The sequence below is a fragment of the Streptomyces sp. NPDC014894 genome, assembly GCF_043080985.1.
Lineage (GTDB): Bacteria > Actinomycetota > Actinomycetes > Streptomycetales > Streptomycetaceae > Streptomyces.
The window spans coordinates 84,218-101,257 of record NZ_JBIBWD010000003.1 but is presented as its reverse complement, the minus strand read 5'-3'; the positions used below and the strand labels follow the sequence as shown (position 1 = coordinate 101,257).

The window sequence follows — 17,040 nt, the reverse complement described above, 5'->3', positions numbered from 1 at the left end:
GCCTCTTATGCACACCGTGGTCGAACGCGAGCTGGAGCTGAATCTGGTGCTGTCGCCCGAGCGCAGCATCCCCGTCCCCGCCCGGCTGACGTATCGCACGGCCGATCCGTACGCCGTGCACATCACCTTCCACATCGGGTCCGAGCACCCTGTCACCTGGACCTTCGCCCGGGAGTTGCTGGTGGAGGGGGTGTTCCGGCCGTGCGGGCACGGGGATGTGCGGATCTGGCCGACGAAGGTGGAGGGGCGGAGCGTGGTGCTGATGGCGCTCAGTTCGCCGGACGGGGACGCGCTGCTGGAGGTGTCCGCGGTGGCGGTGTCGGCGTGGCTGGAGCGGACGCTGCGGATCGTCCCTCCGGGGGCGGAGGCGGGCCGGCTGGATCTCGACGACCGGCTGGCGGAGCTGCTGGAGCCCCGGCGGGCGAACCGGCTGTGGGCCGGGGGGCATCCAGCGTCCGGGCAGGAGGCCCCCCGGCCCTCCGAGGAGTCGCCCGACGGCGACTCCTAGTCCACGACGTAGGTATGCGTGATGAACTCCAGCGAGTGGCCGTCCGGGTCGTCTATGTACACCCCGCGGCCCCCGAAGTGGTGGTTGATCCGCTGGGGCTCCCGGTGGCCCGGGTCCGCCCAGTAGGGCAGTCCGCGCTCGGCGATCCTGCCGAAGATCGTGTCGAACTCCTCCTCCGAGACCAGAAAGGCCAGGTGCTGCGAGACGATCTCGCCCTCGTGGTCCAGATAGTCGAGCGTCACCCCGTTCGCCAGCGGCAGACTCGCGAACGGGCCGAACGCCTTGGGCTCCGGCTCCCCGGTCAGCTCGGCCAGGAAGCGGGCTCCGGCGAACCTGTCACGGCTGTGGACGATGGTGTGGTCGAGTCGGGCCGGCATGGCTCCTCCTTCGTGGATCCCGCATGCTGCGGTGCTTCCACGGTAGGAGGAGGGGCCGGGGCGGGGCATCGGGAATGGGGCTTAGTCCGCCCGGCCCACAGGGGGCCGGGCTCTGGGACCAGCGAGAATCAGCCAGGTCTCAGAAGAGCTTGCCGGGGTTGAGGATGCCCAGCGGGTCGAAGGTCCGCTTGATGCCCCGCTGGAGTTCCACGCCGACCGGACCCAGCTCCCTGGCCAGCCACTCCTTCTTCAGCACGCCGACGCCGTGCTCTCCGGTGATCGTGCCGCCCAGTTCGAGCCCCAGTGCCATGATCTCGTCGAAGGACTCCCGGGCCCGGCGCGACTCGTCCGGATCGTGCTGGTCGAAGCAGACGACGGGGTGGGTGTTGCCGTCGCCCGCGTGGGCGCAGACGCCGATCGTCAGATCGTGTTTCGCGGCGATCGCCGCGGTGCCCTCGATCATCGCGCCCAGCTGTGAGCGCGGTACGCACACATCGTCGATCATCGTGGCGCTCCTGATCCGCTCCAGCGCGGGCAGCGCGCTCCGGCGGGCCTGCATCAGCAGTTCGGATTCGGCCACGGTGTCCGCCGGGACCACCTCGGTCGCGCCCGCGGCCCGGCACAGCTCGCCGACGGCCGCCAGATCGGCCGCCGGGTCGGCGGTGTCGAAGGCGGCGAGCAGCAGCGCCTCGGTGGTGTCGGGCAGCCCCATGCCGGTCATCGCGTTGACCGCGCGGACCGTGGTGCGGTCCATCAGCTCCAGCAGGGACGGGGTGTGCCCGCGCTCCATGATCGCGCAGATCGCGTCGCAGGCCGCGGCGGCGGAGCCGAACTCCGCGCCGAGCACCAGCTGCGCGGGCGGCTTGGGGCGCAGGGCGAGGACCGCCTTGACGACGATGCCGAGGCTGCCCTCGGAGCCGACGAAGAGCCGGGTCAGGTCGTAGCCCGCGACGCCCTTGGCGGTGCGGCGGCCGGTGGTGAGCAGTCGGCCGTCGGCGAGGACGACGTCGAGGCCGAGGACGTACTCGGCGGTCACTCCGTACTTCACACAGCACAGTCCGCCGGACGCGGTGCCGATGTTCCCGCCGATGGTGCAGGTCTCCCAGCTGGAGGGGTCGGGCGGGTAGGTGAGGCCGTGTTCGCCGGCCGCGCGGGACAGCGCCGCGTTGATCACGCCCGGCTCGACCACGGCGATCCGGTCGACGGGGCTGATCTCCAGGATCCGGTCCATCTTCGTGAGCGAGAGCACGACGCAGCCGTCGGAGGCGTTGGCCGCGCCGGAGAGTCCGGTGCGCGCGCCCTGGGGGACGACGGGGACGCGCAGGGCGGTGGCGGTCCGCATCACGCTCTGGACCTGCTCGACCGTGCGCGGCAGGACGACCGCGGCGGGGAGGCCGGCCGCGCAGAAGCTCGCCATGTCCCGGGCGTAGGAGACCATCACGTCGGGGTCGGTGATCAGGGCTTCGGCGGGCAGGTCGGCGCGGAGCCGCGCGAGGAGATCGTCCATGATCCCAGCGTCGCACCCGGGGCCATCGGTGTGAACCCGTCGGCCTTCCACCGACCCGGACGGGGCGCGTTCATCGTATGGACTGCTCGCTGACGCACAGTGAGGGCATGGGCAGTGAACGTAGGAAGAACGCCGCCGTCGCGACCCTGGTCACCGCGACGCTGGCCGCCGGCGTGATCGCGATGGTCCCGCGCGGGCCGGAGGGGCCGCGCCCGGCGCCGGGTCCGGCCGCGCGCGCCCGGGCGGCCGCCGCCGTGGGCGCTCCGGCCGCCCTGCCGGAGCTGAACGCGCTGATCGCGGAGCGGGAGCGGTGGCTGCGGGGCCGCCCCGGCGACGAGGAGTCCTGGGCGGTGCTGGGGACGGCGTACGCGGAGCGCGGGGCCCGGTTCGCGGACTGGGACGCGCTCCCCCGCGCCGAGCGCGCGCTCCGGCGCTCGCTGGAGCTGGTCCCGGCCGCCGACGGCAATACGGAGGCGCTGCTCGGGCTGGCGGCGCTCGCGGGCGCGCGCCAGGACTTCCGGGCCGCCCGCGACCATGCCCGGCAGGCGCTGAAGCAGCGGCCCCGGCGGTGGACGGTGCACCGGGCGCTGATCGACGCGTACAGCGGGCTCGGGGACTACAAGGCGGTCGCCGCGTCGCTGGAGAAGCTGACGAGCCTGTACGCGGGGCCGCAGGCGCGGGGCGTCGCGGCCCGGGTCTACCGCGACAAGGGCTGGCGCGAGGACGCGGCGGCCACCGCGTACGACGCGGTCGCCGCCGCCGAGGGGATCGCCGAGCGGGCGGCGGCGCTGCACCGGTTCGGCGATCTCGACTGGGAGCGCGGGGAGCCCGCGGAGGCGATCGAGAGCTACGACCTGGCGCTGCGGCTCGACCCCGGCCACCGGCCCGCGCTGGCGTCGCGGGCCCGGGCGCTGGCGGCCCTGGGCCGTACGGACGAGGCCCTGCGCGACTACCGGACGGTCCTGGAGCGCGGTCCGTCGGCGGAGTACGCGCTGGAGGCGGGCGAGCTGTACGAGTCGCTGGGGCTGGGCGAGGAGGCCGGGGCCCAGTACGCGGCGGCGCTGGCTGCGGCGCGGCGGGCGACGGCGGCCGGGGTGAACCAGGAGCTGCCGCTCGGACGGTACGAGGCCGACCACGGGGACCCGGAGGAGGCGGTCCGGCGGCTGTCCGCCGAGTGGGAGCGGGGGCGGCGCGGGATGGAGACGGCGGACGCGCTGGGGTGGGCGCTGTTCCGGGCGGGTCGGGCGAAGGAGGCGCTGCCGTACGCCAAGAGGGCGACGAAGGAGGGGCTGCGGAGCCCGCTGTTCTCGTACCACCGGGGGGAGATCGAGCGGGCGCTGGGGCTGTACGGGCCGGCGCGCCGCGACATCGGGCAGGCGCTGCGGATCAACCCGTACTTCTCGCCCCTGCTGGCTCCCGCGGCGCGGGCGGCTCTGACGGCGCTGGGCGAGCCGCCGGCGGGCGGGCCGCGGAAACTCACGGGGCGGGAGGGGGCGGTGCGGGGGTTCGGGACCGGGTCCTCGTCCGGGGCCTCGTCGGCGTCCTCGTCGGCGTCCTCGTCCGGGGCCTCGTCCGGGGCCGGGGGCTCGGGGCAGTCGGGCGCGGGCTCGTCCGGGAGCGGGGCCGGGGCCGGGAGATAGGCCGGGCGGGCTTCCCGACCCGTCTCCCGCCGGGCGGCGGGCCGGGAAGCCGGTCCGGCCGCGCCGCCGCTGGTCAGGCGCGGGTCGCGTAGACGATGAGGTTGTCCACGGGGTGGCCCTCGGCGTCGAAGCCTCCGTCGCAGGTGATCAGGCGGAGGTCGCGGCCGTTGGTCTCGCCGTACACACGCTGGGTCGGGAAGGCCTTCTTGCTGACCGTCTCGGTGCCGGTGACCGCGAAACGGGCGGTGGCGCCGGCCGCGTTGCGCACGGTGATCTCCGCGCCCTTGGCGATCTTCTTCAGATCGTGGAAGACGGCCTTGCCGTACTTGGTGTCGTTGTGGCCGATGATCACGGACGCGCCGCGTTCGCCGGGGGCGGGCGCGCCGGTGTACCAGCCCGCCGTCATGCCCTTCTCGGGCGGCGGGACCTCGACCGTGCCGTCCTTGTTGAGGCCCAGGCCCATCAGCCGGCTCCGCACGCCGATGGAGGGGATGGCGACCTCGACGGGGGCGACGGTTCTGGCGGTGGAAGCGGCGGTGGGGCCGTCGGTCTCGGCGGCGGCCTCGGCGGCGGTCTCGGCGGCATCCGGCTCGGCGGCGGTCCCGGCCGGGTCCGCCCCGGCGGCGGCGGGCTTCGACGCGCCGTGGTCCGCGGCGCCTTCGGAGGAGTCGGCGCAGCCGGTGAGGGCGGCGAGGGAGAGCGCGAGAGCGAGGGCGGGGAGTACGCGGGCGGGCCGCGTCCCGGTGGTCTTCGTCGGGGTCGTCATCAGGTCTCCAGGACCGGCGTGCCCCCCGGCGGCCCGGCGGCTCGTGCGCCGGGCCGCCGAGGGGCGACCGGATCAGCCTCGGGCGGTCAGTTGATGGAGGCGCGGCGGCGGACCACGAAGGTCCCCGCGCCCGCGACGAGGGCGAACGCGACGGCGGAGCCCGCGATCGCGGCGGACGGCGCGGTGCGCTCGGCGGGGCGCTCACCGGCGGCGACGCCGCCGCGCGGCAACACCACCGGGCCGCCGCCCTCGCGGGGAGCGGCCGGCTCGGGGGCGGCCGCGGGCTTGTCGCCCAACACCACCCGGGTTTCGCCCGCGGCGGACGGCTCGGGGCTGACCACCGGCTGGTCGCCCGCGGCGACTCCGCCGCGCGGCAGCACCCGGGGGCCCTCACCGGGGGCGAGCGGCACCCGGGTCGGCTTCTCCGCGCCGGCCTCCTGCGGCTGCTCGGGCTGGGCGGTCCGCTCCACGGCGGGCTTGCTCGGCGAGGGCGACGAGTCCGCGAACGCGGCCCCCGCCGGGACGATCGCCGCGCCGGCCGCGGCGGCGGCGACGATGAGGGCGCGCAGGGCGAGACGGTGGGTCCTCACATGTGGCTCCATTTCAGATTCCAGCTCGGTCTCGGGCGCCGGGGTGCGTCGCGATCGCGTTCCGGCGTGAGGGTCAGGCTGGCCTGAAGATGTGAGGAAGCTGTCAGGGGGGTGTGGTGGGGGGATCAGCCCTGCGGGCCGGGTATCGGGGGCCCGGGCTTCGCGGGGGTGTGGGGGTGGGGTGCGTGGGGGCCTCGGTCCGGCGCGGGGGCTTGCCGGGGCGCTGCCCCGGGCCCCGGTCCTCAATCGCCGGACGGGCTGGGATTTGCCCGGTTGTCCGGGCCGGCACGCCGGACGGGCTGGGGTTGGCGGCCTTGCCGGGATCACCGGTCCGGGGTGGTCCTCAATCGCCGGACGGGCTGGGATTGACCGGCCCACCGCACCACCGGAACGTGACCAGACCTCGGTCCCCAAACGCCGGACCGGCTGAACATCACCCCGGTCGGGCTGGGGTTGGCCGCCCTGCCGGGACCACCGGGGCCGAGGCGGTCCTCAAACACCGGACCGACTGGGAATGACCGGCCCACCGCCCCACCGGAACGTGACCAGACCTCGGTCCCCAAACGCCGGACCGGCTGAGCATCACCCCGGTCGGGCGGGAATTGGCCGCCCTGCCGGGACCACCGGGGCCGAGGTGGTCCTCAAACGTCGGACGGGCTGGGGATCACCCCGGTCGTGGGGTGGGGGGAGGTGGGGAGGTGGAGGGTGAAGGTGGTGCCTTGGGTTGGGGGGCTGGTGACGTGGACGGAGCCGCCGTGGGCTTCCATCAGCTTGCGGACGATGGCGAGGCCGAGGCCGCTGCCTCCGGTGCGGCGGTTGCGGGACTTGTCGGCGCGCCAGAAGCGGTCGAAGACGTGGGGGAGGTCGTCGGGGGCGATGCCGTGGCCGGTGTCGGCGACTTCCAGGGCGAGCCAGTGGTCGCCGGACGGGTAGGCGCGGAGGGTGACCGTGCCGCCGGGCGGGGTGTGGCGGACCGCGTTGGAGACGAGGTTGCCGACGGCCTGGCGCAGCCGTACCGGGTCGGCGGTCAGGACGAGGGCGGGGGTGTCGGGGGCGGCGGCGAGGGTGACGCCGGCGGACTCGGCGCGGCCCTGGTGGGCGGCGGCGACCTGGGCGAGGAGTTCGGCGACGGGGATCGGTTCGGGGTGGAGCCGCAGGGCCCCGGCGTCGGCCTCCGCCAGGTCCTGGAGGTCGTCGATGATGTGCTGGAGCTGTACGGCCTCCTCCAGCAGCGAGGAGACGAACGCCTCGTCGGGTTCGGCGATCCCGTCCTGCGCGCCCTCCAGCCAGCCCCGGATGTTGCTCAGCGGGGTGCGCAGCTCATGGGCGACATCGCTGACCATGGCCCGCCGCTGGGCCTCCAGCGCGGCCCGGTGGGCGGTCATGTCGTTGAACGCGGCGGCCAGCCGGCCGACCTCGTTGTCCCCGGCGACCGGCACCGGCTCGATGCTCTCGCCGTCCTTCATCCGCTGGGCGGCCCCGGTGAGCGCGCGCAGCGGCCGCACCAGCCGGGTGGCGGCGAGCAGGGTCGCGCCGACGGTCAGGGCGAGGACGAGGGCGGCCACGCCGACGATCCGGGCGGTGTTCTTCGGGGAGAGGTCGAAGCCGGGGACGGTCGCCCCGTCGGAGTCGCCGATGAACAGCAGGGCGGCCGGGGAGACATGGGAGGCGAGCTGTTCGGTGCGGGCGGTCTCCACACAGTCGGCTATGTCGCGGTCGGCGGCGCTGCCGACGGACCCGGGCGCCTGGGACGGTTCGACGGGGGCGGGAGCCGGGACGGTCCCCGCCGCGCCGGGGTCGAGGGGGAGGACGGCGCGGGGGACGGGCCGGGCGGTCGCCAGACCCTCGCGGACGATGCTCGGGGCCGGTTCGGGCGCCGCCGGATCTCCCTTCCAGGAGAGGTCCAGCCGCAGCTGTACGCCGTCGCGCCCCTTGCGCTTGAGGCAGGCGTCGGAGAGTTCGTTGAGCGCGGTGAGCGCCTTGGCCTCGGTGGGGGTGGGGCTGGCGAGTTCGTCCTGTCCGCAGCGGGTGTCGCCGAGGACCCGGTCGCCGTTGTGCCCGACGATACGGATCCGGGGCCGACCGCTCGGAGTGCCGACGATGTCCGGGGCGAGCCCGAACTCGCGCAGACAGCCGGCCGTCCGGTCGGCGATCTTCCGGAGCCGGTCGCGTTCGGACGCCGGCAGCCGGAACGGGCCGACGGCGCGCGGGTCGATCCGGTCCGCCGGCCCGCCGCTCTCCCGCTGGGCGCCGGTGAACAGCGCGCTGTCCTCGTGGAGCGGGTCGACCACGGCGGACGCCTGGGCGGGCAGGGCGGGCGGCGCGCCCCCGCCGCTGTCGCCGGCGGCGGAGTCGGCGATCAGCCGCCGGTCCCGGGTGGTCAGCGCGATCCGGCGGTCATGGGTGCGGGCGAGCTTCCGTACGGTGCTCTGGACGCCGTCCCACTGGGGGTTGGTGGCCGCGTGGCCGCGCAGGGCGTCGTACACGCGGGCGCTGTCGGTGAGGTTCTGGCCCTGTTCGCGTTTGATGGCTCCGGAGGTGGTCTGCACGGCGAGCCAGGCGGTGGCGGCCACCGAGCAGGCGGCCACCAGGGCGGAGACGGCGAGCAGCCGTCCCAGCAGGCTCTTGCGGAGCGGCAGTCGCCGCTGCCGGGCCTCCCGCTCCCCTCGTTCCTCCCGCTTCTCCCGCTTCTCCCGCACCGGGCGAGACCTGCCCGACCCGTCCGGCCCGGCGGATTCGCTGGGCGCGTCCGACCCGCGAGGCTCACGGCCGCGCACGGTCGCGCCTCCGCCCGGCCCCGGCGCCGGGCTCGGACAGCCGCGCGGCCCCGGTCCCGGGAGGCCGCTCGGGCTTCCCCTTCGGCGGCGCGGCCAGCTTGTAGCCCACGCCGAAGACGGTGAGCAGCAGCGCCGGTCTGCGGGGCGCGGGCTCGATCTTCTTGCGCAGATTCATGATGTGGACGTCGACGGTCCGGTCGCCGATGTAGCGGGCGAAGCCGTGCAGCTCCTCCAGGAGCTGCTGGCGGGTGAAGACCCGGCCCGGTTCGGCGGCCATCGTGGCGAGGATGCGGAACTCGCCGGGGGTGCAGTCGACCCGTACGCCGCCGACGGATATCTCGTGCCGCTGCGGGTCCACGACGAGCGGGCCGACCGTGAACACGGGTTCGGCGGGCGGGCCGCCTTCGGCGGCGGGTCTGCGGGTGCGGCGCAGCAGGGTGCGGACCCGGGCCATCAGCTCACGGGGGCTGTAGGGCTTGGTCATGTAGTCGTCGGCCCCGAGGTCGAGTCCGAGCAGCAGATCGTCCTCGGTGGAGCGGGCTGTGAGCATCAGCACCGGGAGTTCGTACTCCTCGGAGCGGAGGATGCGCAGCACGTCCAGGCCGTCGACCTTCGGCATCATCACATCGAGGACGAGCAGGTCGGGCGGCCGGTGGCGGACCGCCTCGACGGCGGCGCGGCCGTCCCGTACGAGGGTGACGCTGTGGCCCTCCCGTTCGAGATAGCGGCGGACCAGTTCGGCCTGCTTCTCGTCGTCCTCGGCGATCATCACTTGTGCGCACACGGACCTGATCGTAGGCAGAGCGGGAGGGCGCGCGTCGCCGGGCGGGGCGGGACACGCCCGGTCAGGCGTCGCCGGGCGGGGCGGGACACGCCCGCCCGGCCCGGCGGCGCGCCGGGGCTCAGAGGTTGCCGCGCTTGTCCTGCTCGCGTTCGATCGCCTCGAAGAGGGCCTTGAAATTGCCCTTGCCGAAGCCCATCGAGCCATGGCGTTCGATCATCTCGAAGAAGACCGTCGGCCGGTCCTGCACCGGCTTGGTGAAGATCTGGAGCAGATAGCCGTCCTCGTCCCGGTCGACGAGGATCTTCAGCTCGCGCAGGGTCTCGACCGGCACCCGGGTCTCGCCGGCCCACTCGCCGAGGGTGTCGTAGTACGAGTCGGGGGTGTCGAGGAACCGCACCCCGGCGGCGCGCATGGCCCGCACCGTCGACACGATGTCGTTGGTGGCCAGGGCGATGTGCTGGACGCCCGCGCCGCCGTAGAACTCCAGATACTCGTCGATCTGGGACTTCTTCTTCGCGATGGCGGGCTCGTTGATGGGGAACTTGACCTTGAGGGTGCCGTCGGCGACGACCTTCGACATCAGGGCGGAGTACTCGGTGGCGATGTCGTCGCCGACGAACTCCTTCATGTTGGTGAAGCCCATGACCCGGTTGTAGAAGGCGACCCATTCGTTCATCCGGCCGAGTTCGACATTGCCGACGCAGTGGTCGATGGCCTGGAACGTCCGCTTGGCCGAGGGCTCGACCATGGGCTCGGCGGCGGTGAAGCCGGGGAGGTAGGGGCCGTCGTAGCCGGAGCGGTCGACGAGGGTGTGCCGGGTCTTCCCGTAGGTCGCGATGGCGGCCAGCACCACGGTGCCGTGCTCGTCCTTGATCTCGTACGGCTCGGTGAGGCCGCGCGCGCCGTGCTCGGTGGCGTAGGCGTAGGCGGCGCGGGCGTCCGGGACCTCGATGGCCAGGTCGATCACGCCGTCGCCGTGCTCGGCGACATGGCCGGCGAGGAAGTCGCCCCACTCGGTGGACTGTTTGATGACGGAGGTGAGGACGAAGCGGGCGGCTCCGTTCTCCAGGACGTAACTCGCGGTCTCCCGGCTGCCGTTCTCCGGTCCGGAGTAGGCGACGAGCTTCATTCCGAAGGCCGTGGAGTAGTAGTGGGCGGCCTGCTTGGCATTGCCCACGGCGAAGACGACCGCGTCCATTCCCTTCACCGGGAAGGGGTCGGCCTCACGCGCGGTGGTCGGGTGATGATCAATGGTCTCAGTCATAGTCGCAGGCTCCTCCCGATCCACAAGGTGCGCAACAGTTTCTGTTTTGGCTGGGCAATTCGCATAGCTCTGCCCCAGGCTGGTGATGCTTTCTGTACAGGATGACCACTCGGAGGGCTCCATGGCGATCGATCATCTGGACGGCCGGCTGATCGTGCTGCTGGCGCGTGAGCCGAGGATCGGGGTGCTGGAGGCCTCCCGCAGGCTCGGGGTCGCCCGGGGCACGGTGCAGGCGCGGCTGGACCGGCTGCGGTCCCAGGGGGTGATCAGGGGGTTCGGCCCCGACGTCGATCCGGCGGCGCTGGGCTATCCGGTGACGGCGTTCGCGACGCTGGAGATCAAGCAGGGTCAGGGGGCGGACGTCCGGGCCCATCTGACGACCGTCCCCGAGGTGCTGGAGCTGCATACGACGACCGGGCACGGGGACATGCTCTGCCGGCTGGTGGCCCGGTCCAACGCCGATCTCCAGCGGGTGATCGACCGGGTGGTGGGGTTCGAGGGGATCGTGCGGGCGTCGACGGCGATCGTGATGGAGAACCCGGTGCGGCTGCGGATCATCCCGCTGGTGGAGCAGGCGGCCTCGGACGATCCGGCCGCCCCTCCCCCGTACCCGGCCTGACCCCGCCGTACCCGGCCTGACCACGCCCTACCCGGCCTGACCACGCCGTACCGGGGCCCGTATCCGTACCCGGCCCGATCCCGCCGTACCGGGGGCCCGTACCCGGCCCGATCCCGCCCGGGCCTCCGTACTCGTACCGCCGGGGTCCGGCGCGCTCTGCAAAACTTCCTTTGCAAAGGTATCTTTGCACTATGCCCGACGGCCGTTACCAACCGCTCGATCCGCGATCCCTCCAGGGCCTCGCCCACCCCCTGCGGATGCGGCTGCTGACGGCCCTGCGCCAGGACGGGCCCGCCACGGCGTCGCGGCTGGCCGCGCGGCTCGGCGAGTCGACCGGGGCGACCAGCTACCATCTGCGCCGGCTCGCCGCCCATGGATTCGTCGTGGACGACCCGGAGCGGGGCACCGGGCGGGAGCGCTGGTGGCAGGCGTCGGCCGAGGGCACCAGCATCGACGACACGCTCCTCGGCGATCCCGACCCGGCCGTGCGCGGGGCGGCGGACCTCTTCCTCCAGGAGGTGGCGTCCCAGCACGCCCGGGAGGTCGCCGGCTGGCTCGCCTCCTCGCACGGCTGGTCCGAGGAGTGGCGGCACGGCGCGGACCTGAGCGACTTCACCCTCCGGCTCACCCCCGCGCGGGCCAGACGGCTCAAGGACGAGATGCACGCGCTCATCGAGAGCTACCGGGAGCCGGAGCCCGCACCGGGGGCCGAGGGCACCGCCCAGGTCCGGCTGCATCTGCACGCCTTCCCGCGCACGCCCGAGGGCTCCCCGAGCGCCGCCGGGAGCCCGCCCCGCACCGCCGGGAACTCCCCGAGCGCCGACCCGCCCCCGGGCGGCTGACCGAGGAAGGCCGATCGTGACGGATCCGCAGGGAATACCGGTACGGGGCCCGCTGGCCACCGTGCTGGCCGCCAACGCCGTCTCCATCACCGGCAATTCGCTCACACTCGTCGGCGTCCCCTGGTTCGCCCTCCAGACCACCGGCAGCCCCGCCAAGGCCGGGCTGGTCGCCTTCTGCGCCACCCTCCCCGTGGTCGTCTCCGCGATCGCGGGCGGCCCGGCGATCGACCGGATCGGCCGCCGCCGGGTCAGCGTCGCCTCCGACGTCGTCTGCGCGTTCGCCATCGGCGCGATCCCGCTGCTGCACCGGGCGGGGCTGCTGGAGTTCTGGATGCTGTGCGCGCTGATGGCCGTCACCGGCCTCTTCCACGCGCCCGGCGAGACCGCGCGCTATGTCATGCTCCCCGACCTCGCCGCCCGCGCCGGGACCCCGCTGACCCGCGCGGCGAGCCTCTTCGACGCGGTGTCGCGCGGCGCCCGGATGGCCGGGGCGGCGCTCGCGGGCGTACTGATCGCCCTGGCCGGCGCGGAGACCGTCCTGCTGCTGGACGCGGTGACCTTCGGCGTCTCGGCGCTGCTGGTCTTCCTGGGCATACGGGGCGTCGGCTCCACCGAGCCCCGCGGGACGGCCGCGCCGGTCTCGTTCGCCGCGTACCGGAGCGAACTGCGCGAGGGGTACGCCTTTCTGCTGCGGCACCGGCTGCTGCTGGCGGTGGTGCTCATGGTGATGCTCACCAACGGCCTCGACCAGGCGTGGAACGCCGTACTGCTGCCTGTCCACGCCCGGGAGAATCTCGGCGGCCCCGGCGAACTGGGCCTGCTGGTCGCGCTCTTCGCCGGATGCGCGCTGCTGGGAGCGCTGCTGTACGGGGCGGTCGGCGAGCGCTTCCCGCGCCGGGCGGTGTTCGCCGGGGCGTTCCTGATCACCGGAGCGCCGAGGTTCGCGGTGGCGGCGCTGGAGGACAGCACGGTCGCGCTGGCGCTGACGATGGCGGTCAGCGGGGTGGCCGCGGGGATGATCAATCCCATCCTCACCACGCTCACCTATGAGCTGGTCCCGGACGGGCTGCGCAGCAGGGTCGCGGGGGTGACCACGGCGGGGGCGCTGATGGCGACCCCGCTGGGCGGTCTCGCGGCCGGGTATCTGATCGAGCGGGCGGGGCTCACGACGGCGCTGCTGACGCTCGGCGCGCTCTATCTGACGGCGACGCTGTCGCCGCTGCTGTTCCCGTGCTGGCGCGGGATGAACGCCCCTGGCCGCACGGCGGCGGACGAGGTCGGCGAGGACGTCAGCAGGAAGGGACGTCCCCGCCCTTCTCCAGCGCCCGGAGCGATTCCACCGCCCCCTTCAGGGTCGTGACGGGGACCAGCCGCAGCCCCTCGGCCCGCCCGGCCTCGGCCGCGTCGCACTCCCCCTTCGGCACGAGGAAGACCTCGGCCCCGTCGCGCTTGGCGGCCTGCGTCTTCAGCGCCACCCCGGCGACCGGGCCGACGCCGCCGTCGGCGGTGATCGTCCCCGTACCGGCGATGCGCCGGCCGCCGGTGAGATCGCCGCCGGAGCCGTCGCCGTCGAGCTTGTCCACGATCCCCAGGGAGAAGAGCAGTCCGGCGCTGGGTCCGCCGACGTCGGCGAGGCGGAGGGTGACCTTGACCTTCTCCGGGTCCTCCCCGAGGTACGAGAGCGCGGCCCGGGTCGCGTCGTGCTGGGACTCCGACATGTCCTCCTGGTTCCGCTCGGTGACCTCCTCGGTGGACTCGCCCGCCGGGTAGACGCTGTCCCGGGGCATGACCGCGCGGTCGGTGCGGAACCAGCCGTCGGTCACATCGCCGAGATCGACGTCGGCGTCGGGTCCGGTGGCGACGATGGTGGTCATCCGCAGCGCGCCCTCGGTCTCGCGGACGGGCGCGCCGGTGATGGAGATGACCGGGCTGCCCTGGTGCTCGCCCAGGACGTTCACGGTGGCCCCGGGCTCCGCGATCACGTACGGCAGGGGCGCGAACGCGGCGGTCGCGAGGAGGGCGGCGACGGGGACGGCGCTGAGCACGAGGGCGCGGGTGCGCGTGAGACTGGAGAGCACGCTGCCAATGTATCGGGACGGCCGGGGCGGGGACGCGCGGGAACCGGGTCCGGGGGCCCGCCGGGGCGGGGCCCGGGTCCGCAGTCCTGGGCCCGGATCCGCAGTCCTGGGCCCGGGGCGGGCGGCGGCCCCGGGCGCCCGCCGCAGGGGCGGGGTCAGCGGAGGGCGTCGGGGGGTGGTCAGCGGAGGGCGTCGGCCACCTCGCGGGCGGCGTCCACGACCCGGGGGCCGACCCGCTCCGGCACCGACTCCGCGAGCATCACCACGCCCACGCTGCCCTCTATCCCGGTGACGCCGACCAGCGCGGCCGCCGCACCGCAGGCCCCGGCCTCCAGTTCGCCGTGGGTGAGCGTGTACCCGGGCTCGTCCGGGTTCTTCTGGCGGGCGGCGAGGATGGCCCGCCCGGCGGCCCCCCGGTCGAGCGGGTGCCGGAAGCCGGCCCGGTACGCCACGTGGTAATCGGTCCAGGTCGGCTCGACCACGGCGACGGCCAGCGCCTCCGCCCCGTCCACGAGGGTCAGGTGCGCGGTGGCCCCTATGTCCTCGGCGAGGGCCCGCAGCGCGGGCATGGCGGCCTCCCGCACCAGCGGGTGCACCTGACGGCTCAGCCGCAGCACCCCGAGGCCCACGCGGGCCCGTCCGCCGAGGTCCCGGCGGACCAGGGCGTGCTGTTCCAGGGTGGCGAGAAGCCGGTAGACGACGGTCCGGTTGACGCCGAGCCGAGTGGACAGCTCGGTGACGGTCAGCCCGTGATCGGTGTCGGCGAGCAGTTTGAGGACGCGCAGTCCTCGGTCGAGCGTCTGGGAAGTCTCCGCGGTCACGACGCCCTCTCCTTCGGAGTGTGTGACGGCGGATCCCGTGGCGATACGGGCACGGCGCCGGTCCGGCCGGCGCCGCGCCCTCCTCAGGCCCGCCGGCAGGCCAAGGCACACCGACTGGGCTCCGCGGCGGCGCTGCCACGGGGCGCTTGTATTGCCCGGGACAGTATCGAGCCGGTCCGCTCAGCGGAAGACCTCGTCCAGAATCCGGGCGCGCGTACGCGATCCGGGCCGGATTGCGGCTGCTTTCGGCCCCCGGGCCCTCAAGTGCCGGGCGTTACGGGGGGATCCGCCGCCCCCGCGCGGACCGGTCGGCGCGGACCGCCGCGCGGGGGCGTCCGCGCGGCGGTTCGGGGGCGGGGCGGGGCTTCCGCGCGGAGGCGGAGACCGGGGCGGGCGCGCGTCAGCGCATCCGCGTCGCCCACTCCTGCACCTTCTTGATCCGTTCCCGGATCTGCCCGGCCGTCGCCTCCGCGCTCGGCGGGCCGCCGCACACCCGGCGCAGCTCGGTGTGGATGACGCCGTGCGGCTTGCCGCTCTGGTGGACGTACGCGCCCACCATGGTGTTCAACTGCTTGCGCAGTTCGAGGAGTTCCTTGTGGGAGACCACGGGCCGCCGCTCGGCGGGCAGCTCCAGCAGATCGGCCTCGTCGTCGGGCTTCTTGCGGCTGTGGGCGATCTGCCGGGCCTGCCGCTTCTGGAGCAGCATCTGCACCTGGTCGGGTTCGAGGAGCCCGGGGATGCCGAGGTAGTCCTGCTCCTCCTCGCTCCCGGGGTGGGCCTGCATCCCGAACTCGGCGCCGTTGTACATGACCCGGTCGAAGACGGCGTCGGACTCCAGCGCCTCGAAGGGCAGGGAGTCCTGCTCCCCGGTGTCCTCGTCCTGCTCCTTGTTGGCCTCGTCCATCTCCTTCTCGGACTCGGCGTACGGGTCCTCGTCCTCGCCGTCCTTCTTCGGCCGGTCGAGCACATGGTCGCGCTCGACCTCCATCTCGTTGGCGAAGCCGAGGAGCGAGGGGATGGTCGGCAGGAAGACGGACGCGGTCTCGCCGCGCCGTCGGGAGCGCACGAAGCGGCCGACGGCCTGGGCGAAGAAGAGGGGGGTGGAGATGGTGGTGGCGTACACGCCGACGGCGAGCCGGGGGACGTCGACGCCCTCGGACACCATGCGGACCGCGACCATCCAGCGGTCGTCGCCCTCGCTGAACTCGTCGATGCGTTTGGACGCGCCGGTGTCGTCGGAGAGGACGACGGTGGCGCGGGTGCCGGTGATCTCGCGGATGAGTTTGGCGTACGAGCGGGCCGAGTCCTGGTCGGAGGCGATGACGAGGCCGCCCGCGTCGGGGATCGACTTGCGGACCTCGGTCAGCCGCTGGTCGGCGGCGCGCAGCACATTGGGCATCCACTCGCCGCGCGGGTCGAGCGCGGTGCGCCAGGCCTGGGAGACGGCGTCCTTGGTCATCGGCTCGCCGAGCCGGGCGGCGATCTCGTCGCCGGCCTTGGTGCGCCAGCGCATGTTGCCGCTGTAGCTGAGGAATATCACCGGGCGGACGACGCCGTCGCCGAGGGCGTTTCCGTATCCGTAGGTGTAGTCCGCGGCGGAACGGCGGATTCCGTCGTTGCCCTCCTCGTAGGTGACGAAGGGGATCGGGTTGGTGTCGGAGCGGAAGGGCGTGCCGGTGAGGGTGAGCCGGCGGGTGGCCGGGTCGAAGGCCTCCAGGCATGCCTCGCCCCAGGACTTGGAGTCGCCGGCGTGGTGGATCTCGTCGAGGATCACCAGGGTCTTGCGCTGCTCGCAGCGGTTGCGGTGGAGCATGGGGCGGACGCCGACACCGGCGTAGGTGATGGCGACGCCGTGGTACTCCTTGCTGAGCGGCCCGGCGCTGTAGTCGGGGTCGAGCTTGATCCCGACGCGCGCGGCGGCGGCGGCCCACTGCTTCTTCAGATGCTCGGTGGGGGCGACGACGGTCACCTGCTGGACGACATGGTGGTGGAGCAGCCAGGAGGCGAGGGTGAGCGCGAAGGTGGTCTTTCCCGCGCCGGGGGTGGCGACGGCGAGGAAGTCGCGGGGCTGCTCCTGGAGGTATCTCTCCATGGCCCCCTGCTGCCAGGCTCGCAGCTTTCCGGCGGTGCCCCAGGGGGCGCGGCCGGGGAAGGCGGGGGAGAGGTGGTGGGAGTGGGAGGCGGTAGTAGTCACGGTCTCCGGTTCGGCGCTGGTCCAGTCACGACGGGTATGACAACCGGGCCACCCTACCGGGGGGACCGGGGCGGGCGAGGCGCGTGAAGCGGGCGGTGAGACCCGCTTCACAGCGAGCCCGCACCCCTTCCCCCGGCCCTCGGCCCTCGTGCCGGGGGCCCGCCCCCGAACCCTCGCGCCTCAATCGCCGGCGCGGCTGGTTCTCTGTGACTCGCCCCACCCGCCGAGGCTGGGGATTCGGCGCGAGGGCCCCGACGGGGTCGGGTCCTCGGG

The 17,040-nt window shown here is 74.0% G+C and carries 15 protein-coding genes; 5 read left to right on the top strand and 10 right to left on the bottom strand.

What is annotated here, in order from left to right:
* Positions 1-7: 7 nt before the first annotated feature.
* The gene (locus ACF089_RS08385; protein WP_392023599.1) at positions 8-508 is read left to right on the top strand and encodes an SsgA family sporulation/cell division regulator; all 501 of its coding nucleotides are present in this window, start codon (positions 8-10) and stop codon (positions 506-508) included.
* On the opposite strand, the gene ACF089_RS08380 is transcribed toward ACF089_RS08385, so the two are convergent.
* Both ACF089_RS08380 and ACF089_RS08375 read right to left on the bottom strand, forming a co-directional pair.
* Positions 505-885, bottom strand: a complete 381-nt coding sequence (locus tag ACF089_RS08380; RefSeq protein WP_392023597.1) for a VOC family protein — start codon at positions 883-885, stop codon at positions 505-507. The genes ACF089_RS08385 and ACF089_RS08380 overlap by 4 nt on opposite strands.
* Positions 886-1,024: 139 nt before the next feature.
* Positions 1,025-2,392, bottom strand: a complete 1,368-nt coding sequence (locus ACF089_RS08375; protein WP_392023595.1) for an FAD-binding oxidoreductase — start codon at positions 2,390-2,392, stop codon at positions 1,025-1,027.
* A 107-nt stretch (positions 2,393-2,499) separates the two neighbouring features.
* Here ACF089_RS08375 and ACF089_RS08370 point away from each other — a divergent pair, with 107 nt between their 5' ends.
* The gene (locus ACF089_RS08370; RefSeq protein ID WP_392023593.1) at positions 2,500-4,032 is read left to right on the top strand and encodes a tetratricopeptide repeat protein; all 1,533 of its coding nucleotides are present in this window, start codon (positions 2,500-2,502) and stop codon (positions 4,030-4,032) included.
* A gap of 73 nt (positions 4,033-4,105) precedes the next feature.
* Here the strand turns inward: ACF089_RS08370 and ACF089_RS08365 are convergent, their stop codons facing one another.
* From ACF089_RS08365 to hppD, 5 genes are all read right to left on the bottom strand, one after another.
* On the bottom strand, positions 4,106-4,798 hold the full coding sequence (locus tag ACF089_RS08365) for a class F sortase (protein ID WP_392023590.1): 693 nt from the start codon (positions 4,796-4,798) through the stop codon (positions 4,106-4,108).
* Between the two features lie 86 nt (positions 4,799-4,884).
* The gene (locus tag ACF089_RS08360) at positions 4,885-5,388 is read right to left on the bottom strand and encodes a hypothetical protein (RefSeq protein WP_392023589.1); all 504 of its coding nucleotides are present in this window, start codon (positions 5,386-5,388) and stop codon (positions 4,885-4,887) included.
* 641 nt (positions 5,389-6,029) lie between these two features.
* Positions 6,030-8,087, bottom strand: coding sequence for a sensor histidine kinase (locus ACF089_RS08355; RefSeq protein ID WP_392023587.1), 2,058 nt, complete (start codon positions 8,085-8,087; stop codon positions 6,030-6,032).
* Positions 8,088-8,151: 64 nt separating this feature from the next.
* The gene (locus ACF089_RS08350; protein ID WP_392024731.1) at positions 8,152-8,934 is read right to left on the bottom strand and encodes a response regulator transcription factor; all 783 of its coding nucleotides are present in this window, start codon (positions 8,932-8,934) and stop codon (positions 8,152-8,154) included.
* Between the two features lie 133 nt (positions 8,935-9,067).
* Positions 9,068-10,213: a 4-hydroxyphenylpyruvate dioxygenase gene (hppD, locus tag ACF089_RS08345; protein ID WP_392023586.1), complete on the bottom strand. Its 1,146-nt coding sequence runs from the start codon at positions 10,211-10,213 to the stop codon at positions 9,068-9,070.
* 121 nt (positions 10,214-10,334) lie between these two features.
* On the opposite strand from hppD, the gene ACF089_RS08340 reads away from it, so the two are divergent.
* From ACF089_RS08340 to ACF089_RS08330, 3 genes are all read left to right on the top strand, one after another.
* A complete protein-coding gene (locus ACF089_RS08340) occupies positions 10,335-10,832 on the top strand; it encodes an Lrp/AsnC family transcriptional regulator (RefSeq protein ID WP_392023584.1) in 498 nt (165 codons plus the stop codon).
* A gap of 191 nt (positions 10,833-11,023) precedes the next feature.
* Positions 11,024-11,674: an ArsR/SmtB family transcription factor gene (locus tag ACF089_RS08335; protein ID WP_392023582.1), complete on the top strand. Its 651-nt coding sequence runs from the start codon at positions 11,024-11,026 to the stop codon at positions 11,672-11,674.
* A gap of 16 nt (positions 11,675-11,690) precedes the next feature.
* Entirely contained in the window at positions 11,691-13,034 is a 1,344-nt protein-coding gene (locus ACF089_RS08330) for an MFS transporter (protein ID WP_392023581.1), read from the top strand.
* Here the strand turns inward: ACF089_RS08330 and ACF089_RS08325 are convergent.
* The 3 genes from ACF089_RS08325 to ACF089_RS08315 all read right to left on the bottom strand — a co-directional run bounded on the left by ACF089_RS08325 (position 12,964) and on the right by ACF089_RS08315 (position 16,767).
* Positions 12,964-13,752, bottom strand: a complete 789-nt coding sequence (locus tag ACF089_RS08325; RefSeq protein WP_392023579.1) for a hypothetical protein — start codon at positions 13,750-13,752, stop codon at positions 12,964-12,966. The genes ACF089_RS08330 and ACF089_RS08325 overlap by 71 nt on opposite strands.
* A gap of 179 nt (positions 13,753-13,931) precedes the next feature.
* Positions 13,932-14,573, bottom strand: a complete 642-nt coding sequence (locus ACF089_RS08320) for an IclR family transcriptional regulator (protein WP_392023577.1) — start codon at positions 14,571-14,573, stop codon at positions 13,932-13,934.
* Positions 14,574-14,973: 400 nt separating this feature from the next.
* Complete coding sequence (locus ACF089_RS08315; RefSeq protein WP_392023575.1) at positions 14,974-16,767, bottom strand: DEAD/DEAH box helicase; 1,794 nt, start codon at positions 16,765-16,767, stop codon at positions 14,974-14,976.
* Positions 16,768-17,040: the final 273 nt, after the last annotated feature.